The organism is Bradyrhizobium diazoefficiens USDA 110 (assembly GCF_000011365.1).
Taxonomy (GTDB): Bacteria; Pseudomonadota; Alphaproteobacteria; order Rhizobiales; family Xanthobacteraceae; genus Bradyrhizobium; species Bradyrhizobium diazoefficiens.
The window spans coordinates 2,510,574-2,535,648 of the sequence record NC_004463.1; the positions used below are offsets into that span (position 1 = coordinate 2,510,574).

General features: G+C 64.6%; 20 protein-coding genes. 11 read left to right on the forward strand and 9 right to left on the reverse strand.

Annotated features, from left to right (window positions below; genetic code table 11):
* Positions 1–27 precede the first annotated feature (27 nt).
* From BJA_RS11320 to ybaK, 5 genes are all read left to right on the forward strand, one after another.
* Complete coding sequence (locus BJA_RS11320; RefSeq protein WP_011085102.1) at positions 28–1,683, forward strand: OFA family MFS transporter; 1,656 nt, start codon at positions 28–30, stop codon at positions 1,681–1,683.
* Between the two features lie 92 nt (positions 1,684–1,775).
* Positions 1,776–2,057 carry a hypothetical protein gene (locus tag BJA_RS11325; protein WP_011085103.1) on the forward strand — a complete coding sequence of 94 codons (282 nt, stop codon included), beginning with the start codon at positions 1,776–1,778 and terminating at the stop codon, positions 2,055–2,057.
* A gap of 154 nt (positions 2,058–2,211) precedes the next feature.
* The gene (locus BJA_RS11330; RefSeq protein ID WP_011085104.1) at positions 2,212–3,915 is read left to right on the forward strand and encodes an NADH-ubiquinone oxidoreductase-F iron-sulfur binding region domain-containing protein; all 1,704 of its coding nucleotides are present in this window, start codon (positions 2,212–2,214) and stop codon (positions 3,913–3,915) included.
* Complete coding sequence (fdhF, locus tag BJA_RS11335; protein ID WP_011085105.1) at positions 3,912–6,680, forward strand: formate dehydrogenase subunit alpha; 2,769 nt, start codon at positions 3,912–3,914, stop codon at positions 6,678–6,680. Before BJA_RS11330 ends, fdhF begins: the two co-directional genes overlap by 4 nt.
* Before the next feature lie 236 nt (positions 6,681–6,916).
* On the forward strand, positions 6,917–7,390 hold the full coding sequence (gene ybaK, locus BJA_RS11340) for a Cys-tRNA(Pro) deacylase (RefSeq protein ID WP_011085106.1): 474 nt from the start codon (positions 6,917–6,919) through the stop codon (positions 7,388–7,390).
* A 10-nt stretch (positions 7,391–7,400) separates the two neighbouring features.
* On the opposite strand, the gene BJA_RS11345 is transcribed toward ybaK, so the two are convergent.
* A complete protein-coding gene (locus BJA_RS11345) occupies positions 7,401–8,081 on the reverse strand; it encodes a GntR family transcriptional regulator (RefSeq protein WP_038966590.1) in 681 nt (226 codons plus the stop codon).
* 156 nt (positions 8,082–8,237) lie between these two features.
* Between BJA_RS11345 and tcuA the strand changes: the two genes are divergently transcribed.
* Genes tcuA through tcuB form a run of 3 tightly spaced genes read left to right on the forward strand, consistent with a single transcriptional unit; the run spans position 8,238 to position 11,793 of the window.
* Entirely contained in the window at positions 8,238–9,629 is a 1,392-nt protein-coding gene (gene tcuA / locus BJA_RS11350) for an FAD-dependent tricarballylate dehydrogenase TcuA (protein ID WP_038966591.1), read from the forward strand.
* Between the two features lie 30 nt (positions 9,630–9,659).
* The gene (locus tag BJA_RS11355; RefSeq protein ID WP_038966592.1) at positions 9,660–10,688 is read left to right on the forward strand and encodes an esterase; all 1,029 of its coding nucleotides are present in this window, start codon (positions 9,660–9,662) and stop codon (positions 10,686–10,688) included.
* A gap of 4 nt (positions 10,689–10,692) precedes the next feature.
* Positions 10,693–11,793, forward strand: a complete 1,101-nt coding sequence (tcuB, locus tag BJA_RS11360) for a tricarballylate utilization 4Fe-4S protein TcuB (protein ID WP_011085110.1) — start codon at positions 10,693–10,695, stop codon at positions 11,791–11,793.
* 4 nt (positions 11,794–11,797) lie between these two features.
* On the opposite strand, the gene BJA_RS11365 is transcribed toward tcuB, so the two are convergent.
* Both BJA_RS11365 and BJA_RS11370 read right to left on the reverse strand, forming a co-directional pair.
* On the reverse strand, positions 11,798–12,472 hold the full coding sequence (locus tag BJA_RS11365) for an alpha/beta fold hydrolase (protein ID WP_011085111.1): 675 nt from the start codon (positions 12,470–12,472) through the stop codon (positions 11,798–11,800).
* A 5-nt stretch (positions 12,473–12,477) separates the two neighbouring features.
* Entirely contained in the window at positions 12,478–15,882 is a 3,405-nt protein-coding gene (locus BJA_RS11370) for an acyl-[ACP]--phospholipid O-acyltransferase (protein WP_011085112.1), read from the reverse strand.
* Positions 15,883–16,555: 673 nt separating this feature from the next.
* Here BJA_RS11370 and BJA_RS11380 point away from each other — a divergent pair.
* Positions 16,556–17,179 carry a TetR/AcrR family transcriptional regulator gene (locus BJA_RS11380; protein ID WP_028174279.1) on the forward strand — a complete coding sequence of 208 codons (624 nt, stop codon included), beginning with the start codon at positions 16,556–16,558 and terminating at the stop codon, positions 17,177–17,179.
* An 11-nt stretch (positions 17,180–17,190) separates the two neighbouring features.
* On the opposite strand, the gene BJA_RS11385 is transcribed toward BJA_RS11380, so the two are convergent.
* The 5 genes from BJA_RS11385 to BJA_RS11405 all read right to left on the reverse strand — a co-directional run bounded on the left by BJA_RS11385 (position 17,191) and on the right by BJA_RS11405 (position 22,623).
* The gene (locus BJA_RS11385) at positions 17,191–18,498 is read right to left on the reverse strand and encodes a GGDEF domain-containing protein (RefSeq protein WP_011085114.1); all 1,308 of its coding nucleotides are present in this window, start codon (positions 18,496–18,498) and stop codon (positions 17,191–17,193) included.
* A gap of 237 nt (positions 18,499–18,735) precedes the next feature.
* Positions 18,736–20,040 carry a nicotinate phosphoribosyltransferase gene (pncB, locus tag BJA_RS11390; protein ID WP_011085115.1) on the reverse strand — a complete coding sequence of 435 codons (1,305 nt, stop codon included), beginning with the start codon at positions 20,038–20,040 and terminating at the stop codon, positions 18,736–18,738.
* A gap of 183 nt (positions 20,041–20,223) precedes the next feature.
* The gene (locus tag BJA_RS11395) at positions 20,224–20,418 is read right to left on the reverse strand and encodes a DUF2783 domain-containing protein (protein ID WP_011085116.1); all 195 of its coding nucleotides are present in this window, start codon (positions 20,416–20,418) and stop codon (positions 20,224–20,226) included.
* Positions 20,415–22,052: an FAD-dependent oxidoreductase gene (locus tag BJA_RS11400; protein ID WP_011085117.1), complete on the reverse strand. Its 1,638-nt coding sequence runs from the start codon at positions 22,050–22,052 to the stop codon at positions 20,415–20,417. The genes BJA_RS11395 and BJA_RS11400 overlap by 4 nt, the downstream gene beginning before the upstream one ends.
* Before the next feature lie 28 nt (positions 22,053–22,080).
* The gene (locus BJA_RS11405; RefSeq protein WP_011085118.1) at positions 22,081–22,623 is read right to left on the reverse strand and encodes a VOC family protein; all 543 of its coding nucleotides are present in this window, start codon (positions 22,621–22,623) and stop codon (positions 22,081–22,083) included.
* A 120-nt stretch (positions 22,624–22,743) separates the two neighbouring features.
* On the opposite strand from BJA_RS11405, the gene BJA_RS11410 reads away from it, so the two are divergent.
* Positions 22,744–23,232, forward strand: a complete 489-nt coding sequence (locus BJA_RS11410; protein WP_011085119.1) for a MarR family winged helix-turn-helix transcriptional regulator — start codon at positions 22,744–22,746, stop codon at positions 23,230–23,232.
* 26 nt (positions 23,233–23,258) lie between these two features.
* On the opposite strand, the gene BJA_RS11415 is transcribed toward BJA_RS11410, so the two are convergent.
* Complete coding sequence (locus BJA_RS11415) at positions 23,259–24,188, reverse strand: LysR family transcriptional regulator (protein WP_038966596.1); 930 nt, start codon at positions 24,186–24,188, stop codon at positions 23,259–23,261.
* A 98-nt stretch (positions 24,189–24,286) separates the two neighbouring features.
* Here BJA_RS11415 and pcaH point away from each other — a divergent pair, with 98 nt between their 5' ends.
* Entirely contained in the window at positions 24,287–25,075 is a 789-nt protein-coding gene (pcaH, locus tag BJA_RS11420; RefSeq protein WP_011085121.1) for a protocatechuate 3,4-dioxygenase subunit beta, read from the forward strand.

Here is a 25,075-nt window from a genome sequence, read left to right on the forward strand (position 1 = left end):
CAGAAGGGCGGCTTAGGGGAGGACTGTATGTCTACTATTGAGAGCGCTGGAACGATATCGGGCGCTGGCTCTGGCTTTCTTGATCGCGAGCGGACGATTGCGACCGCCGGCTTCAATCGCTGGCTGGTGCCGCCTGCGGCGCTGTGCATCCATTTGTGCATCGGCATGGCCTACGGCTTCTCGGTGTTCTGGCTGCCACTGTCGCGCGCGATCGGGTTGAACGCGCCGAAGGCGTGCCCCGACATCTCGCTGTTCCAGGAGTTGTTCTCCACCACCTGCGACTGGAAAGTCGCGAGCCTGGGCTGGATGTACACGCTGTTCTTCGTGCTGCTCGGCGTTTCGGCCGCGATCTGGGGCGGCTGGCTCGAGCGGGTCGGTCCGCGCAAGGCCGGCTTCGTTGCCGCGTTGTGCTGGTGCGGCGGCCTGTTTCTCGGCGCGATCGGCATCTACACCCACCAACTCTGGTTGATGTGGCTGGGCTCGGGCGTGATCGGCGGCATCGGTCTCGGCCTTGGCTATATCTCGCCGGTGTCGACGCTAGTGAAGTGGTTCCCCGACCGCCGCGGCATGGCGACCGGCATGGCCATCATGGGCTTCGGCGGCGGCGCCATGATCGGCGCGCCGCTGGCGAACCTCTTGATGAACTACTTCAAGACCCCGACTTCGGTCGGCGTCTGGGAGACCTTCGTCGCGATGGGCGTCATCTACTTCGTGTTCATGATGATCGGCGCGTTCCGTTATCGCTTGCCGCCGCCCGGCTGGCAGCCCGAAGGCTGGACCCCGCCGTCCAAGGCCAACGCGATGATCTCGAAGAACAACGTTCATCTCAATGACGCACACAAGACGCCGCAGTTCTGGCTGATCTGGTGGGTGCTCTGCCTGAACGTGTCGGCGGGTATCGGCGTGATCGGCATGGCCTCGCCCATGCTCCAGGAGATCTTCGCCGGCAAGCTGATCGGCCTGCCGGACGTCGGCTTCAACGCGCTCGATGCCGGGCAGAAGGCGCAGATCGCCGCGATCGCCGCGGGCTTCGCCGGATTGCTGTCGCTGTTCAACATCGGCGGCCGCTTCTTCTGGGCGTCGTTGTCGGACAGGATCGGACGCAAGAACACCTACTACACCTTCTTCATCCTCGGCATCGTGCTCTATGCGCTGGCGCCGACCTTTGCGGCGATGGGCTCGAAGCTGCTCTTCGTGCTCGGCTTCGGCATCATCCTGTCGATGTATGGCGGCGGCTTCGCGACCGTGCCGGCCTATCTCGCCGACATGTTCGGCACGCAGTTCGTGGGCGCCATCCACGGCCGGCTGCTGACGGCATGGTCCACCGCGGGCATCATCGGCCCCGTCGTGGTCAACTACATCCGCGAGTTCCAGCTCGCGGCCGGCGTGCCGCGCGATCAGCTCTACAACACTACCATGTACATCCTGTGCGCGATGCTGATCGCGGGCCTGATCTGCAACTACCTGATCAAGCCGGTCGATCCGAAGTGGCACATGAAGGAGGCCGATGTCGCCAAGTTGCAGGCGGCGAGCGCCAGCGCCGCCGCAGCCGGACCGCACGGCTCTTACGGCATCGGGTTTGGCGGGCTTGACGCCAAGGCGGCGCTGTTCTGGGCCTTCGTCGGCATTCCCCTGCTCTGGGGTGTGTGGAAGACGCTGGAGAGCGCGGTCAAGATATTCTGATCGCCATCAAGACAGCCGCGGGATGCTCATCATCGGTGTCCCGCGGCGTTCGCCTTTCAGACATCATCAAGACTGGTACTTAGGGGATTTAAATGCTTCGCACCCGAATTTGCCTTGCGGCCGTGTTGCTGGTCGCTGGCCTTCATGCCGCGTCCGCGCAAACCGCGGCGGCGCCTGCCACCACGGCACCGGCCGCGACGACGGAGGCCAAGCCGGGCAAGATCAAACTCACCATGCAGAAGCTGAAGGACATGAAGGCGAAGTGGTCCGCCAACAAGCCGAAGCTCAAGGCCTGCCGCGCCGACGTGAAGTCCAAGGGCCTCGCCGGCGACGATCGCTGGTTCTACATCGAGGAGTGCATGAACAAGACCTGAGGTCGGGTTCCACCAACAGTTCGAGGCAAGGGGCGTGGAGCGTGTTGGCCCCATGCCCCTTAAATGCTTATCGGAATGGATGAATTCTCTTGGCATCTGGTATGCCAACGGCTAGACTTGGACGTGTTTTAAAGAAGGTTTACGAGACTCATCGATGAGCCATGACGTGCACGAGGTCCGCTCGTTCGAACATCCGGGCGAGGGGCGGAAGCGAGCCAAGGCCACGCCCAAGGGGCGGCAGGTCGATCCCACCGCCGCACACGAGATCGAGCAGCTGCTCGGCGATCGCCCGCGGCGGCGCGACCTCCTGATCGAATATCTCCACCTGATCCAGGACAAATATCACCAGATCTCGGCGGCGCATCTTGCGGCCCTCGCCGACGAGATGAAGCTCGCCTTCGCCGAGGTGTTCGAGACCGCGACCTTCTACGCGCATTTCGACATCGTGAAGGAAGGTGAGCCTGATATCGCGCCGCTGACGATCCGCGTCTGCGATTCGTTGACCTGTGAGATGCTCGGCGGTGGGCAGCTGTTGCAGGATCTCCAGCGCAGCGCCGGTCCCGGTATTCGCGTCGTACGCGCGCCCTGTGTCGGATTGTGCGACGCGGCCCCGGTCGCGGAAGTCGGCCATCATTTCGTGCATCAGGCTACGGCCGCCGAGGTGCTGGCCACGGCAGCGCGCGGCGACGTTCACGCGCACATTCCTGCTTATGTCGACTACGACGCCTATGTGCAGGACGGCGGATACAAGCTGCTGGAGCGGCTGCGCTCCGGGGCGGTCAGCAAGGACGATATCCTCAGGCTTCTCGAGGATTCCAGCCTGCGTGGTCTCGGCGGCGCGGGCTTCCCGACGGGACGCAAATGGCGCGCGGTGCTTGGCGAGCCCGGCCCGCGGCTGATGGCGGTCAACGGCGACGAGGGCGAGCCGGGCACCTTCAAGGACCGCGTCTACCTCAACAACGACCCGCATCGCTTCATCGAGGGCACCCTGATCGGTGCGCATATCGTTGAGGCGTCCGACGTCTACATCTACATCCGCGACGAATATCCGGCCGCACGCGAGATCCTGGAGCGCGAGATCGCAAAGCTGCCGCCGGGCGGCCCGACGTTGCACATGCGCCGCGGCGCCGGCGCCTACATCTGCGGCGAGGAATCTTCGCTGCTCGAGAGCATCGAGGGCAAGCGCGGCCTGCCCCGGCACAAGCCGCCTTATCCGTTCCAGGTCGGCCTGTTCGGACTGCCGACGCTGATCAACAACGTCGAGACGCTGTGGTGGGTGCGCGACATCGTCGAGAAGGGCGCCGACTGGTGGAAGGGCCACGGCCGCCACGAGCGTCATGGCCTGCGCAGCTTCTCGGTCTCCGGCCGCGTGAAGAATCCCGGCATGAAGCTCGCGCCGTCAGGCATCACCGTGCGCGAGTTGATCGACGAATATTGCGGCGGCATGGCCGACGGCCACACCTTCTACGCTTATCTTCCGGGTGGCGCCTCGGGCGGCATCCTGCCGGCGTCGATGGACGACATCCCGCTCGATTTCGGTACGCTGGAGAAATACGGCTGCTTCATCGGCTCGGCCGCGATCGTGATCCTGTCGCAGAAGGACAGCGTGCGAGCAGCGGCCCTGAACCTGATGAAATTCTTCGAGGACGAGAGCTGCGGCCAGTGCACGCCGTGCCGCGTTGGAACCCAGAAGGCGGCGCTGCTGATGCAGAAGCCAGTCTGGAACCGCGCGTTGCTGGAAGAATTGAGCCAGGCGATGCGCGATGCCTCGATCTGCGGGCTCGGGCAGGCGGCATCGAATCCGCTTACCACCGTGATCAAATATTTCCCTGACGAGTTCAAGGAAGCGGCCGAATGACGAAGATTACGTTCGAGCTCGACGGCAAGCAGGTCGAGGCCAGTCCCGGCGAGACCATCTGGCAAGTCGCAAAACGCCAGGGCCGCGAGATCCCGCATCTCTGCTACTCGCCGGCGCCCGACTATCGTCCCGACGGCAATTGCCGCGCCTGCATGGTCGAGATCGAGGGCGAGCGCGTGCTCGCCGCATCGTGCAAGCGCACGCCGTCGGTCGGCATGAAGGTGAAGACCGAGTCCGCGCGTGCGGTTTCCGCGCAGAAGATGGTGATGGAGCTGCTCGTCGCCGACCAGCCGGCGCGCGAAACCTCGCACGATCCGGACTCGAAGTTCTGGCACTGGGCCGAGACCACCGGCGTCACCGAGAGCCGCTTTCCCGCTGCCGAGCGCTGGGCGACCGACGCGAGCCATCCGGCGATGCGCGTCAATCTCGATGCCTGCATCCAGTGCGGCCTGTGCGTGCGCGCCTGCCGCGAGGTCCAGGTCAACGACGTCATCGGCATGGCCTACCGCAGCCATGGCTCGAAGATCGTGTTCGACTTCGACGATCCCATGGGCGAGTCCACCTGCGTTGCCTGCGGCGAATGCGTGCAGGCCTGCCCGACCGGCGCGTTGATGCCGGCCGTGATGCTCGACGAGAACCAGACCCGCGTGACTTACGCGGACAAGAAGGTGGATTCGCTCTGCCCGTTCTGCGGCGTCGGCTGTCAGGTCACGTACGAGGTCAAGGACGAGAAGGTGATCTATGCCGAGGGCCGTGATGGCCCCGCCAATCACAACCGTCTCTGTGTGAAGGGCCGCTTCGGCTTCGACTACATCCACCATCCGCACCGCCTGACCAAGCCGCTGGTGCGGCTGCCTAATGCGAAGAAGGATGCCAACGACCAGGTCGATCCGGCCAATCCCTTCACCCATTTCCGCGAAGCGAGCTGGGAAGAGGCGCTCGACATCGCCGCCAAGGGGCTCGTCAAGATCCACGACACGAACGGCGCGAAGGCGCTCGCCGGCTTCGGCTCGGCCAAGGGCTCGAACGAAGAGGCCTATCTGTTCCAGAAGCTGGTGCGCACCGGTTTCGGCTCCAACAATGTCGACCACTGCACCCGGCTGTGCCACGCCTCGTCGGTGGCGGCGCTGTTCGAAGGTCTCAGCTCGGGCGCCGTGTCGGCGCCGTTCTCCGCGGCGATGGACGCCGAGGTCATCATCGTGATCGGCGCCAACCCGACCGTGAACCATCCGGTCGCCGCGACCTTCATCAAGAACGCGGTCAAGCAGAACGGCGCCAAGCTGTTCGTGATGGACCCGCGCCGGCAGACGCTGTCGCGCCATGCGACCAAGCATCTGCAGTTCAAGCCCGGCTCCGACGTCGCCATGCTGAACGCGATGATCAACACGATCATCACTGAAGGCCTGACCGACGACCAGTACATCGCCGGCTACACCGAGGGTTTTGAGGACCTCAAGGAGAAGATCAAGGAATTCACGCCGGAGAAGATGGAGGCGATCTGCGGCGTCCCGGCGCAAACGCTGCGCGAGGTTGCACGCACCTATGCGCGGGCAAAATCGTCGATCATCTTCTGGGGCATGGGCATCAGCCAGCACGTCCACGGCACCGACAATGCGCGCTGCCTGATCGCGCTCGCGCTGATCACCGGCCAGGTCGGCCGCCCCGGCACCGGCCTGCATCCGCTGCGCGGCCAGAACAACGTGCAGGGCGCCTCCGATGCCGGCCTGATCCCGATGTTCCTGCCGGATTACCAGCCGGTCGGCCGCGACGACTTGCGCGGGGCCTTCGAGAAGCTGTGGCAGCAGGATCTCGATCCCGTGCGCGGCCTCACGGTGGTCGAGATCATGAACGCGATCCATGCCGGCGAGATCACGGGCATGTATATCGAGGGCGAAAACCCCGCGATGTCGGACCCCGATCTCCAGCACGCACGCCACGCGCTCGCCATGCTCGACCATCTCGTGGTGCAGGATCTCTTCGTCACCGAGACCGCGTTCCACGCCGACGTCATCCTGCCGGCCTCGGCCTTCGCCGAGAAGGAGGGCTCCTTCACCAACACCGACCGCCGCGTGCAGCTCGCGCGACAGGTGATCAAGCCGCCGGGCGATGCGCGGCAGGATCTCTGGATCATCCAGGAGATCGGCAAGCGCATGGGCCTGCCGTGGAATTATGCCGGCGCCGGCGATGTCTACACCGAGATGGCAGAGCTCATGCCGTCGCTCAAGAACATCAGCTGGGAACGGCTGGTGCGCGAAGGTGCCGTCACCTATCCGGCGGACGATCCGAACAAGCCGGGCAACGAAATCATCTTCACCACGGGCTTCCCGACCGCGAGCGGCCGCGGCAAGATCGTGCCGGCGAAGGTCATCCCGCCGGATGAATTGCCCGACGCCGAATATCCGATGGTGCTCTCGACCGGCCGTGTGCTGGAGCATTGGCACACCGGCTCGATGACCCGCCGCGCCCAGGTGCTCGACCAGATCGAGCCGGAGGCGGTCGCCTTCATGAGCCCGAAGGACATGCACAAGAAGCAGCTCGCGCCTGGCGATTTCATTCGCCTGGAGACCCGCCGCGGCGCCGTCGAGGTCAAGGTCCGCTCCGACCGCGACGTTCCGGAGAACATGGTGTTCATGCCATTCTGCTACGCGGAGGCGGCGGCGAACCTCCTGACCAACCCGGCGCTCGATCCGTTCGGCAAGATCCCGGAATTCAAGTTCTGCGCGGCCAGAGCCGAACGCGTGGAGATGCGCGACGCTGCGGAGTAAGGGCGGCGCTCGTTGGGCGGCGCGATATCCGCCAAACACTCCGATGTCGTCCTGGCGAAAGCCAGGACCCATACCGCGGAATCTATCGAGCGCGGACGGTGGCAATACCCAACGACAAGTCTTCGCCAAACCGCTCCCTGGGGTAATGGGTCCTGGCTTTCGCCAGGACGACCCGGGGAGAGTTTGCGCCGTACTCGTCGCTTCGCTCCCAGCAATGACGGTGGTAAATGTGACCCATGTCCAAAGTCACTCCCGCCACACGCGCGCTCGCGGCCGCCGATGTAGCCTTCACCGTCCACGCTTACGACTATGATCCCGATGCGGAGAGCATCGGGCTCCAGGCGGCGTCGGCCCTCGGTGAGAATCCGGCGCGCGTGTTGAAGACGCTGATGGCGCTCGTCGACGGCAAGCCGGTCTGCGTGATCGTTCCGTCCGACCAGGAGGTCTCGATGAAGAAGCTCGCCGCCGCCGTGAGCGGAAAGTCGGCGCAGATGATGAAGCCGCTGGAGGCGGAGCGCGTCACTGGCTTCAAGGTCGGCGGCATCAGCCCGTTCGGGCAGCGCAAGCCCGTGCGCACGGTGATCGAGCAGAGCGCGCTCGCGCATGACTACGTCTATCTCAATGGCGGCCAGCGCGGCTTGCAGGTGCGGCTCAAGCCCGCCGACGTCCGGGATGTCTCGAAGGCGGTCGCCGCGGATGTGCTGGCGTGAGCGCAGCGCTCTACTGCTTCTGCAACAATTTGAGCCGGCAGCGCAGCGCCTCGCGGATGTGTGCTCGCGCCAGCTGTTCGGCCCTGTCGCCGTCGCGTGCGGCGATGGCGTCGATGATGGCCTGGTGCTCGCCGTGGCTGGTCGTGGGGCGTCCCGTCACCGTGAAGGTGGTCGGGCCGAGCAGGGCGATCCAGTCCTGCAGTTCGCGGGAGGCGTTGTCGAGATAGCGGTTGCGCGCGGCGCGGCAGATCGCCTCGTGGAAGGCGCGGTTGAGCCGCGCCATCTCGATCGCGTCGGTCGCGGACGCCTCGACGAAGGTCTGCTCGATGTCCCGGAGCGCGTCGATTTCGGTCGCCGAGGCGTGCTCGGCGGCGAGGCGCGCGGCGGCGCCTTCCATGATCTCGCGCATGGCGTAGAGCTCGAGCACCTCGGAGATATCGAGGTTGCGGACGATCAGGCCGCGGCCGCCGGCGGGCTCGACGAAGCCGCGCGCCGCGAGGCGGCCCAGCGCTTCGCGAACCGGCGTGCGACTGACCTTCAGCCGCTGCGCCACTTCCTCCTCGCGCAGGCGATCGCCCGCGCGGTAGCTGCCGGCCTGGAGCGCCTCGCAGAGTGAGCGGAACACCGCTTCGCCCAGCGCGACGCCCGCGCCGCGCGCGATCGATCCTGCCTTTGCCGGGCGTCTCGACATGCATCCTCGAAGCAAAAAGCGCATCCTGCCCATGCAGAGATGCGGCTTGCGCAGCTTCTGTATATCTTTGTATACAAAAGTACGCAATGGCGGACCGGTTGACCGAGGCCGCCGGCGGGCAGAATGTCTCCAACTTCGTCGCATCGGGCAGACGGCATGAGCAGCAAATACGACGTGCTGGTGATCGGAGGCGGCAACGCGGCGCTGTGTGCGGCGATCGCGGCGCGTCGTGGCGGCGCCTCGGTGCTCGTGCTTGAAGGCGCGCCAAAATTCTATCGCGGCGGCAACACCCGCCACACCCGCAACATGCGCTGCGCCCATGACGCTGCCACCGAAATCCTCACCGGCCCCTACACCGAGGAGGAATTCTGGAAGGATCTGCTGCTGGTCACCGGCGGGCAGACCGACGAGGAACTTGCGCGCCACATGATCCGGGAGTCCAAGGACATCCTGAACTGGATCGTGGAGCAGGGCGTGCGCTGGCAGCCCTCGCTCGGCGGCACGCTGAGCCTCGGCCGCACCAACTCCTTCTTTCTCGGCGGCGGCCGCGCGATGCTGAATGCGCTCTACCTCACCGCCGAGCGGCTCGGCGTCGATGTCGAATACGATGCCGAGGTCACGGACCTCGTGATCGAGGACGGCATGTTCCTGGCCGCCCGCCTCAAGCGGCCGATCAAGGGCGAGACCGAGATCCGCGCGACGTCGCTGGTCGCCGCGGCCGGCGGGTTCGAGGCCAACATCGAATGGCTGAAGCAGTATTGGGGCGAGGCGGCTGACAACTTCCTGATTCGCGGCACGCCCTATAACCGCGGCTCGATCCTGAAAATGCTGCTCGACAAGGGCGTGCAGGAGGTCGGCGATCCCACCCAGTGCCACGCGGTGGCGATCGACGCCCGCGCGCCGAAATTCGACGGCGGCATCATCACGCGTCATGACTCGGTCGTCTTCGGCATCGTCGTCAACAAGCACGCCCAGCGCTTCTATGACGAGGGCGAGGACATCTGGCCGAAGCGCTATGCGATCTGGGGCCGGCTGGTCGCGGCGCAGCCCGATCAGATTGCCTATATCATCTTCGATTCCACCGTCGTTACCTCGTTCATGCCGACGCTGTTCCCGCCGATCGCCGGGCAGACGGTCGCGGAGCTTGCCAGCAAGCTCGAGCTCGATCCGGCCGCGCTGGAAACGACCATCACGGAGTTCAACGCCGCGGTGAGGCCCGGCACGTTCGACCACACCATCCTGGACGACTGCCGCACGGAGGGCATCACGCCGCAGAAGACGCATTGGGCGCGGCGGATCGAGACGCCGCCCTATCTCGCCTATCCGGTGCGGCCCGGCATCACCTTCACCTATCTCGGCACGCGCGTGACCAAGGAAGCGCGGATGCTGATGGCTGACGGCAAGCCATCAGGCAACATGTTCGCGGCCGGCGAGATCATGGCCGGCAACGTGCTCGGCAAGGGTTATGCCGCCGGCATGGGCATGACCATCGGCAGCGTGTTCGGGCGGATCGCAGGGCGGGAAGCGGCACGTCATGCGAAGAACTAGGGACCAAGAAGAAAGGTGATGGGAGAAACCATGTCGCGTATTGTCATTGCCTCGATCACGGCGCTGCTGATGGTCGGCCACGCCCGCGCCGCCGAGCCGATCACCCTGCGCGACATGGGGTCGTTCCATGTCGGCGGGCGTCTTGTCGAAATCTCCGGCAAGCCGGTGAAGGAGGTCGTGTTCGCGCCTGGCGGCGTGCCGGCCAACGTCGATCCCAATGGCACGTATCAGGTCGAGCAGATGTACGTGCAGTATTTCCTGCCGGCCAACGAGAAGGGGGCTTATCCGCTGCTGATGTGGCACGGCGGCGGACTGACCGGCGTCACCTACGAAACCACGCCTGACGGACGCGAAGGCTGGCTGAATTATTTTCTGCGCAAGGGATGGGCGGTCTACAATTCCGACGCGGTGGAGCGCGGGCGCGCAGGCTGGGCGCAATATCCTGATATCTTCAAGAGCGAGCCTGTCTTCCTCACCACGGCCAATCCGTTCGAGCGTTTCCGCATCGGTGATGGGCCAAACTCCTACGATCCCGATCCCGCCAAGCGAAAGGTGCTGCCGGGCAACCAGTTTCCGGTCGAGGGCTACCAGAATTTCGTCAAGCAGAACGTACCGCGCTGGACCACAACTGATGATGCGACCATCGCCGCCTATATCGCCGAGCTCGATCGCGTCGGCCCCTCGGTGATCCTGTTCCACAGCCAGGCCGGCAGCTTCGGCTTCAAGGTCGCGCAAGCCCGGCCTGACAAGGTCAAGGCGCTGATTGCGATCGAGCCGGCCGGCATCGGTGATCCCGCGAGGGCGGATGTGCTGAAGAACATTCCGACCCTCATCATCTACGGCGACTATATCGAGCGCGATTCGCGCTGGCCCAAGATCCGCGCCAACGGCATCGCCTTTGCGGACGCCATCAAGGCGGCCGGGGGCAACGTCGACATCGTCGACCTCCCACAGGCTGGCATCAAGGGCAATTCGCATATGGTGATGATGGACAAGAACAACCTCGAGGTCGCGGCCCTGATCCAGAAATGGCTCGAGGGCAAAGGCCTGACGAAGTAGAGCCATGCACGGAACCCAAATTCTGGACGAAGCCGACCGCCTGATGACGGTCTGCAATTCCTGCCGCTACTGCGAGGGTCTTTGCGCGGTATTTCCCGCCATGGAGATGCGCCGCGCCTTCTCCGACGGCGATCTCAATTATCTCGCCAACCTCTGCCATTCCTGTGGCGCCTGCTACGTCGATTGCCAGTTCTCGCCGCCGCACGAATTCGACGTCAACGTCCCGAAGACGCTCGCGGTCGCGCGCGCGGAGTCTTATGCGGCCTACGCCTGGCCGCGGGCGTTGTCCGGCGCCTTCGCGCGCAATGGTCTCGTGATCAGCATCGTCGCTGCGCTCAGCATGGCCGCCTTTATCTTCGGCTTTGCTGCGCTGAACGATCGCAGCGTGCTGTTCGGTGTCCATACCGGGCCTGGGGCGTTCTACAAACTGATGCCGCACAACGCGATGGCTGCGTTGTTCAGCGCGGCACTCCTCTATGCCATCCTTGCACTTGTCATGAGCGTGCGTGCCTTCTGGCGCGATATCGGCACGCCGATCGGCGGCAGAGCGGACGGCGGCTCGATTTTCCAGGCGATCCGCGATGCCGGCGAGCTGCGCTATCTCCATGGTGGCGGCGTTGGCTGCTACAACGAGGACGACAAGCCGACCGACCGGCGCAAGCTCTATCATCACCTGACGTTCTACGGCTTCCTGCTGTGCTTTGCCGCGACGTCCGTCGCCACGCTGTATCACTATCTCCTCGGACGCGAGGCGCCGTATCCGTGGTGGGATCTGCCCGTCGTGCTCGGCGCGCTCGGCGGCATCGGCCTCATCGTCGGGCCGATCGGCCTGTACGTCGCGAAATTGCGCAGGGCGCCGGAACTGCTGGACGAGAACAGCTACGGCATGGATGTCGGCTTCATCGCCATGCTGTTCCTGACCGGTCTCACCGGCATGCTGCTTCTGCTCCTGCGCGAGGCCGCGGCCATGGGGCCGTTGTTGGCGCTGCATCTCGGCGCCGTGTTTGCGCTGTTCATCACCATGCCCTACGGCAAGTTCGTGCACGGCATCTATCGCTTCGCGGCGCTGGTTCGCTATGCACAGGAACGGCGGACGGCGCCGTGACCCGTTACCTCGGCCGAAAATGGCCGTTGCGCAGAAAAGCGATCGTCTGTGCGATCGCGGCGGCGTGACGCGGCAGCCCGGTGTGGGACGCCTTCACGACGACATGGTCGGTCATGCCGGCAAGCATCGTGCTCTGCACCGACACCCGTCCGTCATTGGGCTTCGGCAGAACGAAGAGACCGGCGACAGGATCGATGAAGCGGTTTCCAGCGATCACACCGACCGGATAGTCGATGGCGGGGAGGGCATTCGGTGCGGTTGCGGGCGTGGTGGTCAGCTCGAGGCCGGCTGGCCCGTAGAATGCGCGGTAGGGCAGCAATCCCTGCAGGAGATCAGCGACCTCGCTGCCGCTGTTCGGCGTGCCCAGCATCACGACGCGGGCAAGCCGGGCGGGGCGGTGTCTTGCGATGTAGGCGCGCGCGACGAGGCCGCCCATCGAATGCGCGACGAAATGCAGCGGCGCGTCACGTTCGGCGAAACGGGCGATCGCCGGATGAATGTCGTCTGCGATCGCCGCGATCGGCTTGCTGCGGCTGGAATAGTCGACGTTGAGCGTCGTGAACCCGCTGGCCCGGAGCGCCCGCTCCAGCTTCGTCAGGGACGCCGAGGTCCGCGCGATGCCGTGAAGCAGAACCACTCCGGGGCATCGCGCGTCGCCTGGCTCAGGCGCCTCCTGCATCTCGTTTACGCCACCTCGCGCTCCGGCGAAGACGCCTGCTCGCGGGCCATCGTCGTTGCCGTGACATAGTCGGTCTTGCCGGTGCCGAGCAGCGGCACCTTGTCGACCACCATGATCGCGGCGGGCACGGTCAGCTCGGACGCGCCGATCGCCTTGGCCTGGCCCTGCATCGCGCTGCGCTCGGCGGTCTTCTCCGTCGTCAGCAGCACGATGCGCTCGCCCTTGCGCTGGTCGGGGATCGACACGGCGACCGAGCCGGCCTGCGGCCACAGCGTCGCCGCGATGCTTTCGACCGCGGACAGCGAGACCATCTCGCCTGCGATCTTGGCAAAGCGCTTGGCGCGGCCCTTGATGGTGATGAAGCCGGCCGGGTCGATTGCGACGATGTCGCCGGTGTCGTGCCAGCCTTCCGCGAGCACTTCGAGCACGCCGGGATTTTCGGCCCTGAGGTAACCGAGCATCACGTTCGGTCCGCGCACGGAGAGGCGGCCGCCGTCCTCGATGCCGGGGACCGGATCGAGGCGGCTTTCCATCAGCGGCGACAGGCGGCCGACGGTGCCGGGGCGGTTGGCCATCGGCGTGTTCATCGCCAGTACCGGCGCCGTCTCGGTGACGCCATAGCCCTCGAGGATGCGGATGCCGTAGCGCTCCATGAACACCTGCCGGGTGCGGTCCTTGACCGCCTCGGCGCCGGCGATCACCAGACGCAGGGTGCGGAAGTCGTAAGCATGCGCCGAGCGCGCGTAGCCGGTGAGGAACGTGTCGGTGCCGAACAGGATGGTGGCGCCGGTCTGGTAGATCAGCTCGGGCACGATCCTATAGTGCAGCGGGGACGGGTACATGTAGATCGGAATGCCCGCGAGCAGCGGCATCATCATCCCGCCTGTCAGCCCGAAGGAGTGGAACACCGGCAGCACGTTGAACACCTTGTCATTGGCGTTGGCATCGACCCGCGCCAGCGCCTGCGCCGCGTTGGCGAGGATGTTGCGGTGGGACAGCACCACGCCTTTGGGCGTGCCTTCCGAGCCCGACGTGAACAGAACGACGGCAGGATCGTTCGCCTGGCGGGTGACCCGCGGCGCTGTACCTGCGAGCAGGCCCTTGATCTTGTCGGCCACACCGATCGAGGCGCGGACATCTTCGAGATAGACAATTCGGGCCTCCGCGGAGATCGCGGCCATCAGCTTGTCGAGCTTGCCCTTCTCGATGAAGGCCTTCGAGGTCAACACGGTCTTGACCTGCGCGGCCTTCATGGCGGCGAGGACGTTGACCGGGCCGGCGGAGAAGTTGAGCATCGCCGGGACCCGGCCGATGTTTTGCAGCGCCATGAAGACGACGGCGACGCCCGCGGAGTTCGGCAGCAGCACGCCGACATTCTCGCCGACGGCAGTGCCGTCTTCCAGCTTCCGGCTCAGGACCTGCGCGCCCAGGATCAGCTTGCGATAGGTCAGCTTGGTGCCGAGCGCGTCCTCGACGATGACCTTGCCGGTGTCGCGGTCGCGATAGGCGTGTCCGAGCGCTTCGAACAGCGAGTGATCGAGCATGGCGTTCTTGACCAGAGCGTCGATCATCACGTCCTGGAGCGCTGCACCCGCGGCGTTGCGGCGTGCCTTGCCCTTCAGCGCCGGATCGACCGGAAGCTTGACCGGCGGCAGGATCGTGACCGTCACCCGCGGAAACCACGAGCGCTTGATCTGGCTGCTGTTGAGGTAGCTGAGATGCGAGCGCTGCGCGCCTTCGATGCGGACGGGCACGACCACGGCGTCGGCCTTGTCCGCGATCATCGCGGTGCCGTCATAAACCTTCATCAGCGAGCCGGAGACGGTGATGCGTCCTTCCGGAAAGATGACCACCGGCTCGCCGGCGGCAACCAGCTTGATCAGGTCGCGCGCGGCCAGCGGCTTGGTCGGGTCCATGGTGTAATGCTTCACCACCCGCAGGAACGGCTTGGCCCACCAGGCCTTGGCGATGCCGGTATCGACCGCGAAACTCGCGTCGATCGGCAGCACGGCGTGCAGCAGCGGGCCGTCGATCAGGCTGACATGGTTCGGCGCGATCAGCATGCGCGTGCCGGATGGCGGCAGGTTCTCGAGGCCGCGGATCTCGGTGCGGAACAGTGCGCGGAACAGCAACCCGCCGAAATCGCGCACGCCTTCCTTGCCCCATTTCGTCAGCACGAACCACACCGCGCCGAAGCTGGCGACGCCAAGGCCGAAGAAGATCCAGCCGACATGGAGGCCTGCGGCCTGCAGCAGCGCGACGAACAGCGAGCCGACCACCATGAAGGCAGCCTGTAGCACATTGCCGGCCGCGATGATGCGGGCGCGCTCGGAGGGGACCGACCAGGCCTGGACTGCGGCGAAGGAGGGGACGACGAACAGGCCGCCGCCGAATGCGAAGGCGACGAAGTCGATCAGCATGCGCAGGCCCGCGAACGAGGTTGCGAAGTCGAGCGCGGTGATGTCGTGACCCTTGGTGGTCACGCCGATGGCCCAGGCGAGATCGAGGCCGGCAAACCCCATGATGATGGCGCCGATCGGCACCAGGGCGAGGTTCGGGCGAACGTGGCTCAGTTGCGCCGCGAACAGCGAGCCGATGGCGATGCCGATCGCGAAGATCGCAAGACACAGCGTCACCACGCCTTCGGTGCCGCCGACGACCTCCTTGACCAGCGCCGGCAGCAGCGACAGCACGATGGCGCCGACCAGCCAGAACCAGGAGACGATCACGGTGCCGTCCCACAGACGGTGGTCGGCGTGCAGCGTCTTCAGTAAGCCGAGCGTCGAGGTCCAGGGATTGGCATCGACGGGCAGATCGGGCGCGGAGGGCGTGGTCTGCGGAATGCGGGAAGCGAAAGCCCAGGACAGCAGAGCCAGCACCACCACGGCGGATGCGACCCAGCCCATATGGGCGGAGCCGGCCACGAACTGGCCGCCGGCGACGGTGCCGAGCAGGATGGCCATGAAGGTCGCGCCTTCGACCAGCGCATTGCCGGTCGCGAGCTCGCCGAGCTCGAGCTGGTCCGGCAGCATGGAATATTTCACGGGGCCGAACAGGGCGGCGATGATGCCGAACAGCGCGAGCGCTGCGAACAGCAGCGGCACCGAGTGCAGGAAGAAGCCGGCGGCGGCAAAGCCCGCGGCGAAGATCTCGGTGAATTTGAGTCGCCTTGCGACGACGGATTTGACGTATTTGTCGGCGAGCTGTCCGCCGAGCCCGGACAGGATGAAATAGGGGAAGATGAAGACGGCGCCTGCCACCGTCACCAGCGCGTCGCCGTGGCCGGTCGCGGCACTGTAAAGCAGGATGATGACGAGTGCGTTCTTGAGCACGTTGTCATTGAGCGCCGAGAAGAACTGCGCCCAGAACAGCGGCGCGAAGCGGCGTGACGACATCAATTCCCTGATCATGACTAGTCCTGTTTTGGAAAGGCAGCCTGAGGTTGCTTCGTGGGCGGTGAAAGCGTCACGACCGGAAGGGAATGGGACGAACGATTGCAGAGTGACGATGGTCGTCGGCCTGCTCTGTCCCCTCGATCCCTCCGATCCTGTTGGTCTCCAAATGGTCTCGTTAGGTTCGCAAATTTCCGGTTGCGGCCGCGTCGGCTTTGGGCGGAAGGGCCGCGCTGACCCGGATATGCGACGGGCCGTGAGCAAAAACTGAACCGCACCGGTAAGGCCCGCGACATCGGCCGCGAATGTCGGAAAATGGTAAGTCCTTCATTGCGGCCTTTTCTTGCATTCGAACCGCTTCGCGGCGGGTGCCTCAGGTGAGGTGAGCGAGGTGGCGAAAGGGGGAGAAGCGACCAAGCAGGCTGAACCTGCGGCCTTCGCGACGGGCGCGGCCACGGTTGGCGCGCCACATCCGGAAGGTCGCGCGACGCTCAGCGAGCACGCCGGCAATGTCGCAGGCATTGGCGATGCGATCGATCGGCGCCATCACGAGCTTGAGGGCGGCCCGGCCAAGACCGGTCACGAGGGCTGCGGCGTCGTCGACGAAGGTGGTGGCAATATCAACAGCGAGGGTTTGCATTTTGCAGGTCTCCGGGTTAATTTGAACAATGTTCACATGAGTAGCTTGAAAATGAACAATGTTCAAGAAGAATCTCTGCGCGACCAAAAAAAAGTTCGGCGACGGCTCCTGATCCTGGAGATCGCCCGCACTATAATTTCTTCTAAGGGTTTGAGATCATTGAAGGTTCGTGACGTCGCCGAAGCCGCCGGCTGCTCGGTCGGCAGCGTCTATAACGAGTTCGGCGACTTCGACGGGGTGATCCTGACCGTCAATCGGGAGACCGTTCAGGCGCTCACATCGCGGCTTTCGGGGGTTCCGGCCGAGGATCCGGTCGGCCAGCTCTACGGGCTTGCCGAGGCCTATCTCGAATTCTTTGCGGAGCACGCGAATTTGCTGCGTTCGCTGTTCGAGCATCGGATGGAGGACGATCGCCCCTATCCGGACGACATCCTTCAGATGGTAATGGACGCCTTCGCGCTGATGCACCCGCCGCTGGTGCGGCTGCTGCCGGATGCGGATGACGTGAAGATCGCGCTGTTGTCGCGCACCCTGTTCTCCGCGGTGCACGGCATCATCTCGCTCGGTCTCGAGGAGCGCATGGTGGCCGTGCCGCCCCAGTTGCTGCGCCAGCAGGTGGAGCAGTTCCTCGACGCGCACCTTGCGGGCCTCGGGATTCTGCCTTTGCGCCGATAGGGCGGGCGGCCTCAAGCGCGGGCCGCTTCGCGTGGCCGTGCTGCAACGAGGACGACGTCGGCCCGCACACCGTCGACCTGAACCCGGTTGCGTCCCTTTTCCTTGGCGCGATAGCAGGCGGCATCCGCGCGCCGCATCGCGTCCTCGAGCGTGGTGTCGCGGTCGGTGATGCAGGTGATGCCGATGCTGGCAGTCACTGCAAAGCAGCGATCGTCCCAGGCGAAGCTGAACAGCTCGAGCGCTCGTCGCAGCCGTTCGGCGATGTCCGTTGCGTCGAACGGCGAGCACCGCGGCAGGATCAGGCCGAATTCGTCGCCGCCGAGCCGGGCCACCAGATCATGCGGGCGCCGGTCCTGTTGCAGGAGGCGCGAGACCTGGCAGAGCAGGCGGTCGCCCGCAAGATGGCCGCAGCTGTCGTTGACGTTCTTGAACTGGTCGAGGTCGAGCAGGATCAGGCCCAGCGAGCCTGCCGCGATATTGTCGAGCTCGCCTTGCAGGCGCGCCTCGAAGGCGCGGCGGTTGGCAAGGCCCGTCAGCCAGTCGTGCGACGCCTGCCAGGCCAGGCGCTCCTTCTCGGCATGCAGGGCATCCTCGAACGCCTGTCGTTGCAGCACCAATCGCCGCGTGTGCCAGATCAGCAGCAGGATCAGCGTCACGGCGGTGAGGATGTTGATGCTGGTCAGCGTCAATTTGATCGCGCGGGAGCCTTCGCCCAGGACGGTGGAGAAGCGGTTGGCATGCACCGTGAACTGGGTGTTGAGCTCAGAGAGCCGCGACGACAGGAATCGCAGGCGGCCGCTGTCCTGAACAGGGCCCTTCTCCAGCTCGGACCGGATGACCTCGCCGAACACGCTCAGCTCCAGCAGCATCGGATCGGTGGCCGCCCACTCGCGGATCGCTTCCTGGAGGAAGCTGACGCGGTTGAAATAGCGAAACAGCCAGATCAATCCCGGAACGTCATCGGGATGGTTGCCGCCTTGCAGGAAGCCGATGCGGGCGGCTTCGACGTCGACGGGATCTCGCTCGAGCGCCCAGCGTGCGAACTCGTCGCCGATCGGAACGGCGAGCGAGGCCTGGTATTGCGCGAACTGGCTCGGTTCGCCCGAATGCAAATAGCTATTGAGGAAATAGACGGCGTTCTTCTGCGAGCGCGACCACAGCGCTTCGCCCGCGACATAGGCGCGGACCGATGACATCACCTCGAGGCTGAATCCCGCAATCGCCGCCTGAAGCACGACGACCATCACGAAAGGCGAGACGAGCTTGATGACATGAAGGAAGCTGTGTCCCTTCGTCGACGCCGATGTCCTGCGAAACACCCTTAGTTCCCCAAATCGATCAACGACCCCAGCGGAGCGTTGCGCCTGCAACGTCAAGTAGAAGGGATGGTTGCTTAACTCGACCTGAAAGACGCGGGGGACTGCGCCGTAGGGTGAAGGCGTCGTGACGTGGATGCGCGCAGATCGCTTCAAATACTGAGGAAGCGGAACTGGCGCGGAATTGGCGAACCAATGCCGCGCATTCGTGGCGTGCGGTTTACCCGATCGAGAGAATTGCTAGACCAGCACCGGCTTGCGCACGCGGCCGACGTCGCCGAACACGCGCAGGTAACGCTCGATCTCCGAGGGGAGGCCGGTTGCCTTCTCCGGATTGTCGGAGAGCTTGACCGCCGGATGGCCGTCGACCGACGACACCTTGCAGACCAGCGAGATCGGATCGAGATTGAACGAGCCGTCCGGGGCGCAGCCGACGAAGTCGTTGGTGAGGTTGGTGCCCCAGCCGAAAGAGAGCCGCACGCGGCCGGTGAAGTGGTGATAGGTCTCCTCGATCGAGCCGACGTCCATCGCGTCGGAAAAGACGAGCAGCTTGTCCCTCGGGTTGCGGCCCTTCTTCTCCCACCAGGCGATGATCTCCTCGCCGGCCTGGATTGGCGGCGCGCTGTCGGGGCGGAAGCCGGTCCAGTCGGCGACCCATTCCGGCGCATCGCGTAGGAACGCTTTCGTACCGAAGGCGTCGGGCAGTGCGATCAGGAGGTTGCCGCCGTAGGTCTGACGCCACTGGTCGAGAATGCGATAGGGCGCCCAGCGCAACTCCTCGTCGTCCTTGGCGAGCCCGGCCGCGACCATCGGCAGCTCGTGCGCGTTGGTGCCGATGGCCTCGAGGTCGTTGTCCATCGCGAGCAGCACGTTGGAGGTGCCGATGAAGGAGGGGCCGAGGCCTTCCTTCACCGCCTCGACGCACCAGCGCTGCCAGAGAAAGCCGTGACGCCGGCGGGTGCCGAAGTCGGAGAGCCTCAGGTTCTCGAGCTTGCGCAGCCGCTCGACCTTGGTCCACAGCTTGGCCTTGGCGCGGGCGTAGAGCACGTCGAGCTCGAAGCGGCCGCGGCCCTTGATCGCCGCGCGCGAGCGCAGCTCGTTGAGAATCGCGAGCGCCGGAATCTCCCACATCGTGGTGTGGGTCCACGGCCCGTGGAAGTGCAATTCGTACTGCCCCTCGACCTTGCGCAGCTCGTATTCGGGCAGGCGGAATTCGGCCAGCCAGCGGATGAAATCCGCCGAGAACATGTGGGTCTTGCCGTAGAAGGTGTTACCGGCGAGCCAGATCAGCTCCTTCTTGGTGAAGCGGATGGTGCGGGCGTGGTCGAGCTGGGCGCGCAGCTCGCCCTCGTCGATGATCTCGGCGAGCCGCACATGGCGCGAGCGGTTGATGACCGAGAAGGTCACCTGCTGATTCGAGTAATCTTCCCGAATCATCTGTAACATCAATAGCTTATAAAAGTCGGTATCGAGCAGGCTGCGGATGATGGGATCCAGCCGCCAGCTGTGATTGTAGGTCCGGCTCGCAATATCGGTCACTGTCATGGCCGAATTCTAGCGTGGCGGTCCGCGCGCAACCAGTGGGTTTGGCGAGGGGCGGCCTGAATTTGGGAAAGGCCTGTTGGAAGGCTGCCTCCCGTCACCGCCGGCCCGTACCGGAAGATGGCTTCGGCCTGATCCGGCAACGACGCCGAACATCCTGATATCGAGGGCGGTGCGAAGACGCGCCTATCCGCGGCCGCTGCGCGCGCAGCTGATTGCCTCCGCGAGCACGTCGCGGTCGCCGATGTGATTGGCGAGCAGCAGGATCAGCCGAGCGTTCATGCGCAGCGCTTGCTCTTCGTTCAAATCCCGCTGGCTGCCGATCAGTTCGGCATAGAATCCGTCTGGATCGGCGATATTCGGTGAGCGGTTGAGCATCATGCCGCAATCTCCTTCTGCCGTACGGCGTCTTGAGCAGTAGCGCGCAACAGCGCCGCGGAGATCTTTCCTTCGTCGAAGCCGGCCCAGCGCGCGGCGACATATTGGTCGGGCCGGAAGAGGTATGTGGTGCCAGTCGACGTGCCGTAGCGACTCGCCAGAACACCCCTGGGATCATCAATGTCACGCCCGACACGGATGACCCGTGCCGCGATTGGCCCGACCTCGATCCGCTCGTTGTCCACCGCTTGGTCGAATGTCACGACGACGAAGCCCGCGCCAAGGCAGTTGAGAAACCAGTCGGGCTTGCCGCCAATCGTCACCGGAGCGTCCGCAGCGTTGGTGCCGGGCCGCATCTCGCCGTCGAGCAGGCTGTCGTCGAAGGTATTGAGGGGCGAGGTAACGTAAGGCGTTGGTGTCGACAGCCGGCCGCTGTTGACCAGTGGGCGCGCAAAGCCGTGATGCTGCGCGAGTTCGAGCACGGCGTCGCGGAAATGGCGGCTTACCTTGGTTTTTGGTGTGATGAAGTCGGTCGCTCGCGTCGAGTTCAGGATGTTGTCATCGGCGGCGTATGCGCGTTCGTCGTGATAGCTGTCGAGGAGCGCCTCCGGCGCCTCTCCACGCAATACCATAGCGAGCTTCCAGGCGAGATTGTCGATGTCCTGCACGCCGGTGTTGGCGCCGCGGGCACCGAACGGTGAGACCTGGTGTGCAGCATCGCCGGCAAACAGCACCCTGCCGTGGCGGAACTTGTCGATCCGCCGACAGGCGAACTGATAGATCGAGACCCATTCGAGCTCGAACTCCGTATCCTCGCCCAGCATCGCCTTGATGCGCGGGATGACCCGCTCCGGCCGCTTCTCCTCGTCGGGATCTGCGTCCCAGCCGAGCTGGAAGTCGATGCGCCATATGTCGTCGGCCTGCCGGTGCAGGAGCACGGACTGCGCGGGATGGAACGGCGGATCGAACCAGAACCAACGCTCGGTCGGGAAATCCGCCTTCATGGCGACGTCGGCGATCAGGAAGCGGTCCTCAAAGTACTGCCCCTTGAATTCGGCGCCTACCATCTTGCGCGTATCGGAATTGGCGCCGTCGCAGGCGATCACCCACTGCGCCTCCATAGTGAAGATGCCATCGGGCGTCTCCACCGCGAGCTCGGCATGATCGGCCGCCTGCTTGAGGCTGATCAGCCGGTGCTTCCAGCGTAGATCGATGAGTGGGCTGGCGCGGCACCTGGCGACCAGGATCTCCTCCAAATGATATTGCTGGAGGTTGATCATGGCGGGCCACTCGTGGTCGCTCTCGGGCAGGAGGTCGAACTGGTAGGAAAGCTCGTCGCGAAAGAATACCTTGCCGACGTTCCAGCTCACGCCGCGTTCGACCATGGGATCGGCGCAGTCGAGCCGGTTCCAGATCTCCAGCGGGCGCTTGGCATAGCAGACGGCGCGTGAGCCGATGCTGACGGTATCGTTGTCGTCGAGCAAAACAACCGGCTGGCCGCGCGCCGCGCAATCGAGGGCTGCGGTGAGCCCAACGGGACCTGCGCCGATGACGACGATCGGGTGCCGTTTGACGATGCCCTCGGCCTGTTCTTTCGAGCGCAAATAGCCGAACTTCGGATAGATGTAGTTCGTCATGTCCGGTTCCTCGCGAGTCGTGCCGAATTCAATGTGCGTCCTGAAACTCTTTCTCGTGCATCCAGGCGTTATGCCGTGGCGGACGCTTGGTGCGCGACCATTCCTCGACCATCTCGTGCGCGACCGATTTCATGCGGTCGATCTGGTCCGGCGTGGCGGTCCAGGCCGCGATCTCGAGGCGGTGGCCGCTCGGATCGCGAAAGTAGATGGACTTGAAGATGGTGTGGTCGGTGACGCCGACGACGTCGAGGCCGGCAGCTTCCGCGCGCGCCCGGGCTTCCTCGAGCTCGGCGAGGTCCTTGACCTGAAAGGCGATGTGCTGGGTCCATTCCGGCGTGTTGGGATCGCGGCCCATGGGCGGCGAGTTCGGCAGCTCGAAGAAGGCGAGGATGTTGCCGTTCCCTGCATCGAGGAAAATGTGCATGTACGGATCGGGTGCCTTGGTGGAAGGCACGCGATCCTCGGCGATCGCGCCGAGAAGATCCATGTTCAAGACCTTCTTGTAGAACTCGACGGTTGCCTTGGCGTCGACGCAGCGATAGGCGACGTGATGGATCTTCTCGATTTTCATGGCGGCGTCACTCCCTTTGATGGTTGCGGAATTAGTATCAAATGTTACAATCTCCGGGGTTGATCTGGATCAATCTGCCCGGAAAACTTTTGCAGGAATGCAAGCCAGGGACTGAGCGGCATGGCGGGACGTTTGCGCGAAGCACGAAATAGGGCAGCGGGTCCGGCGCAGGATGCCGGCACCGAGCTCGATCTGCAGCAGTATTTTCCGTATCGGCTGGCGCGTCTGGCCGAACAGGTGTCGCTGGCCGTGGCCGAAGTCTATTCGGAACGCTTTGCGCTGACGCGTCAGGAATGGCGTGTGCTTGCCATTCTTGGCGCGCGGACCCAGATTGCGACCAAGGAAATCGGGCCGCTCACCACGCTCGACAAGATGCAGGTCAGCCGCGCCGTCCAGGGACTGGAGACGCGCGGCATCGTCAGCCGAAAACATGCTTCTGATGACCGTCGCGAGCTGATCGTTTCGCTGACGTCAGCAGGCCGCGCGCTTTTCCGCAAGATCGTGCCGTTCGCGCTGGAACGGGAGACGAGGCTGCTTGCCGTGCTGACTTCGGAGGAGGTCGAGGTTCTCGACCGCGCGATGCGCAAGCTGTCGGCGGAATTGACCTGAAGTTCGGACGTTCCCGATTCTGCCGTTCATGCTCCTGCGGCGGTCTCTGCTACCGTCTCGAGCTGGTTCCTGATCCAGCGATGGGCCGGGTCTTTCTGGTAGCGCTGGTGCCAGACCATGAACATCGGCAGCTCGGCCAGGGTCCGAGTGCCCGAGGCCAGCGGAATTCGGGCATGTGCGAAGCCCTGCATGACACCGGACGCGAGCAGGCTCGGCATGCTCGCGAGCATCTGCGTGCCGCGCAGGAACGACGGCACGCCTGAAAAGCTCGGCACGGAGATGGCGATGTCGCGGTGGAAGCCGTTGGCCGCCAGCCGGCGGTCGAAGTCGAGCCGCTCATTGTCGGTGTAGACCACGGTGATGTGGCGCGCTGCGAGATAGGCGCTGCGACCGGCGGGCGCGGTACGTGCCTTCGGGTCAAAGTAACAGACATAGTGGTCGCTCAGCACGCGCTTCTGCACGATGTCGACGCCGGACGGCGGCAGCGGCGTGATCATGAGATCGCACCGGTTCTCGCGCAGCATCGCGGGGGAGGGGGACTGCGAGGGGATTACCCGCAGGTGCAGGCTCTTCACCTGTTCGCTGACATGGCCGAAGAAGCGCGGCAGCAACAGGTCGCGCTGGAAATCGTTGGCGGCGATCGTCAGCGAGAGCTGGGCCTGCGCCGGCTCGAAGCTGACGCCGCCGGCAAAGCTGCGCATCTCGTCGATCAGCGCACGCGCCTTCGCCGCGAGGGCCTGGGCGTGCGCGGTGGCGACGATGCCGCGGCCGGACTTGGCGAACAGCGGATCTCCAGCGATCCGCCGCAGCTTGTTCAGGCTGTGGCTGACGGCGGATTGCGTCAGGCCGAGCCGCGTTGCCGCCGCCGTCACCGAGCCTTCTTCCAGCACGGCGAGGAACAATTCGAGGGCATGGCCGTCGAGGGACAAATGATCTATTTTTTTCATGGAATTCATTATAATCGATCTATTTATCTTGAGAATAGGTGGCGGCATTATCGTTCAATAAGCCGCGCACCCGGGACCCCGGGATGCCCTAGGGAGAGACAACGCCGATGAATGCCCAGGCGACAGCCTTGCAGGATCCCCGCCTCAACCGCGCCGAGCCGTTCACGCCGCCGCTCGGCGACGGCGGCTTCTTCCAGCGCGACCGTTCCATCCATCCGCCCGCGTATGCTCCCGGCTACAAATCCTCGGTGCTGCGCTCGCCGCGCCAGGCGCTGCTGTCACTGGAGAATTCGGTCTCGGAAATCACGGGACCGGTGTTCGGCCACAACGATCTCGGCCCGCTCGACAACGACCTGATCCGCAACTACGCCAAGGACGGCGATCCCGTCGGCGAGCGCATCATCGTCCACGGTCGCGTGCTGGACGAGACCGGCCGCGGCGTTCCGAACACGCTGGTCGAATTCTGGCAGGCCAATGCCGGCGGCCGCTACCGGCACAAGAAGGACACGTATCTGGCGCCGATCGATCCGAATTTCGGCGGCTGCGGCCGCGCGCTGACTGACGACACCGGCTATTATTATTTCCGCACCGTGAAGCCGGGTCCTTATCCCTGGCGCAACTTCGTCAACAGCTGGCGTCCCGCCCACATCCACTTCTCGGTGTTCGGCTCGGGCTTTGCGCAGCGGCTGATCACGCAGATGTATTTCGAGGGCGATCCCCTGATCCCGGTCTGCCCGATCCTGACGACGATTCCGGACAAGGATGCGCTCGATCGCCTGGTCGCGCCGCTCGACCTCAACGCCTCGACACCGTTCGATTCGCTCGCCTACCGTTTCGACATCGTCCTGCGCGGCCAGCGCTCCACCTATTTCGAAAACCGCACCGAGGGGAACTGA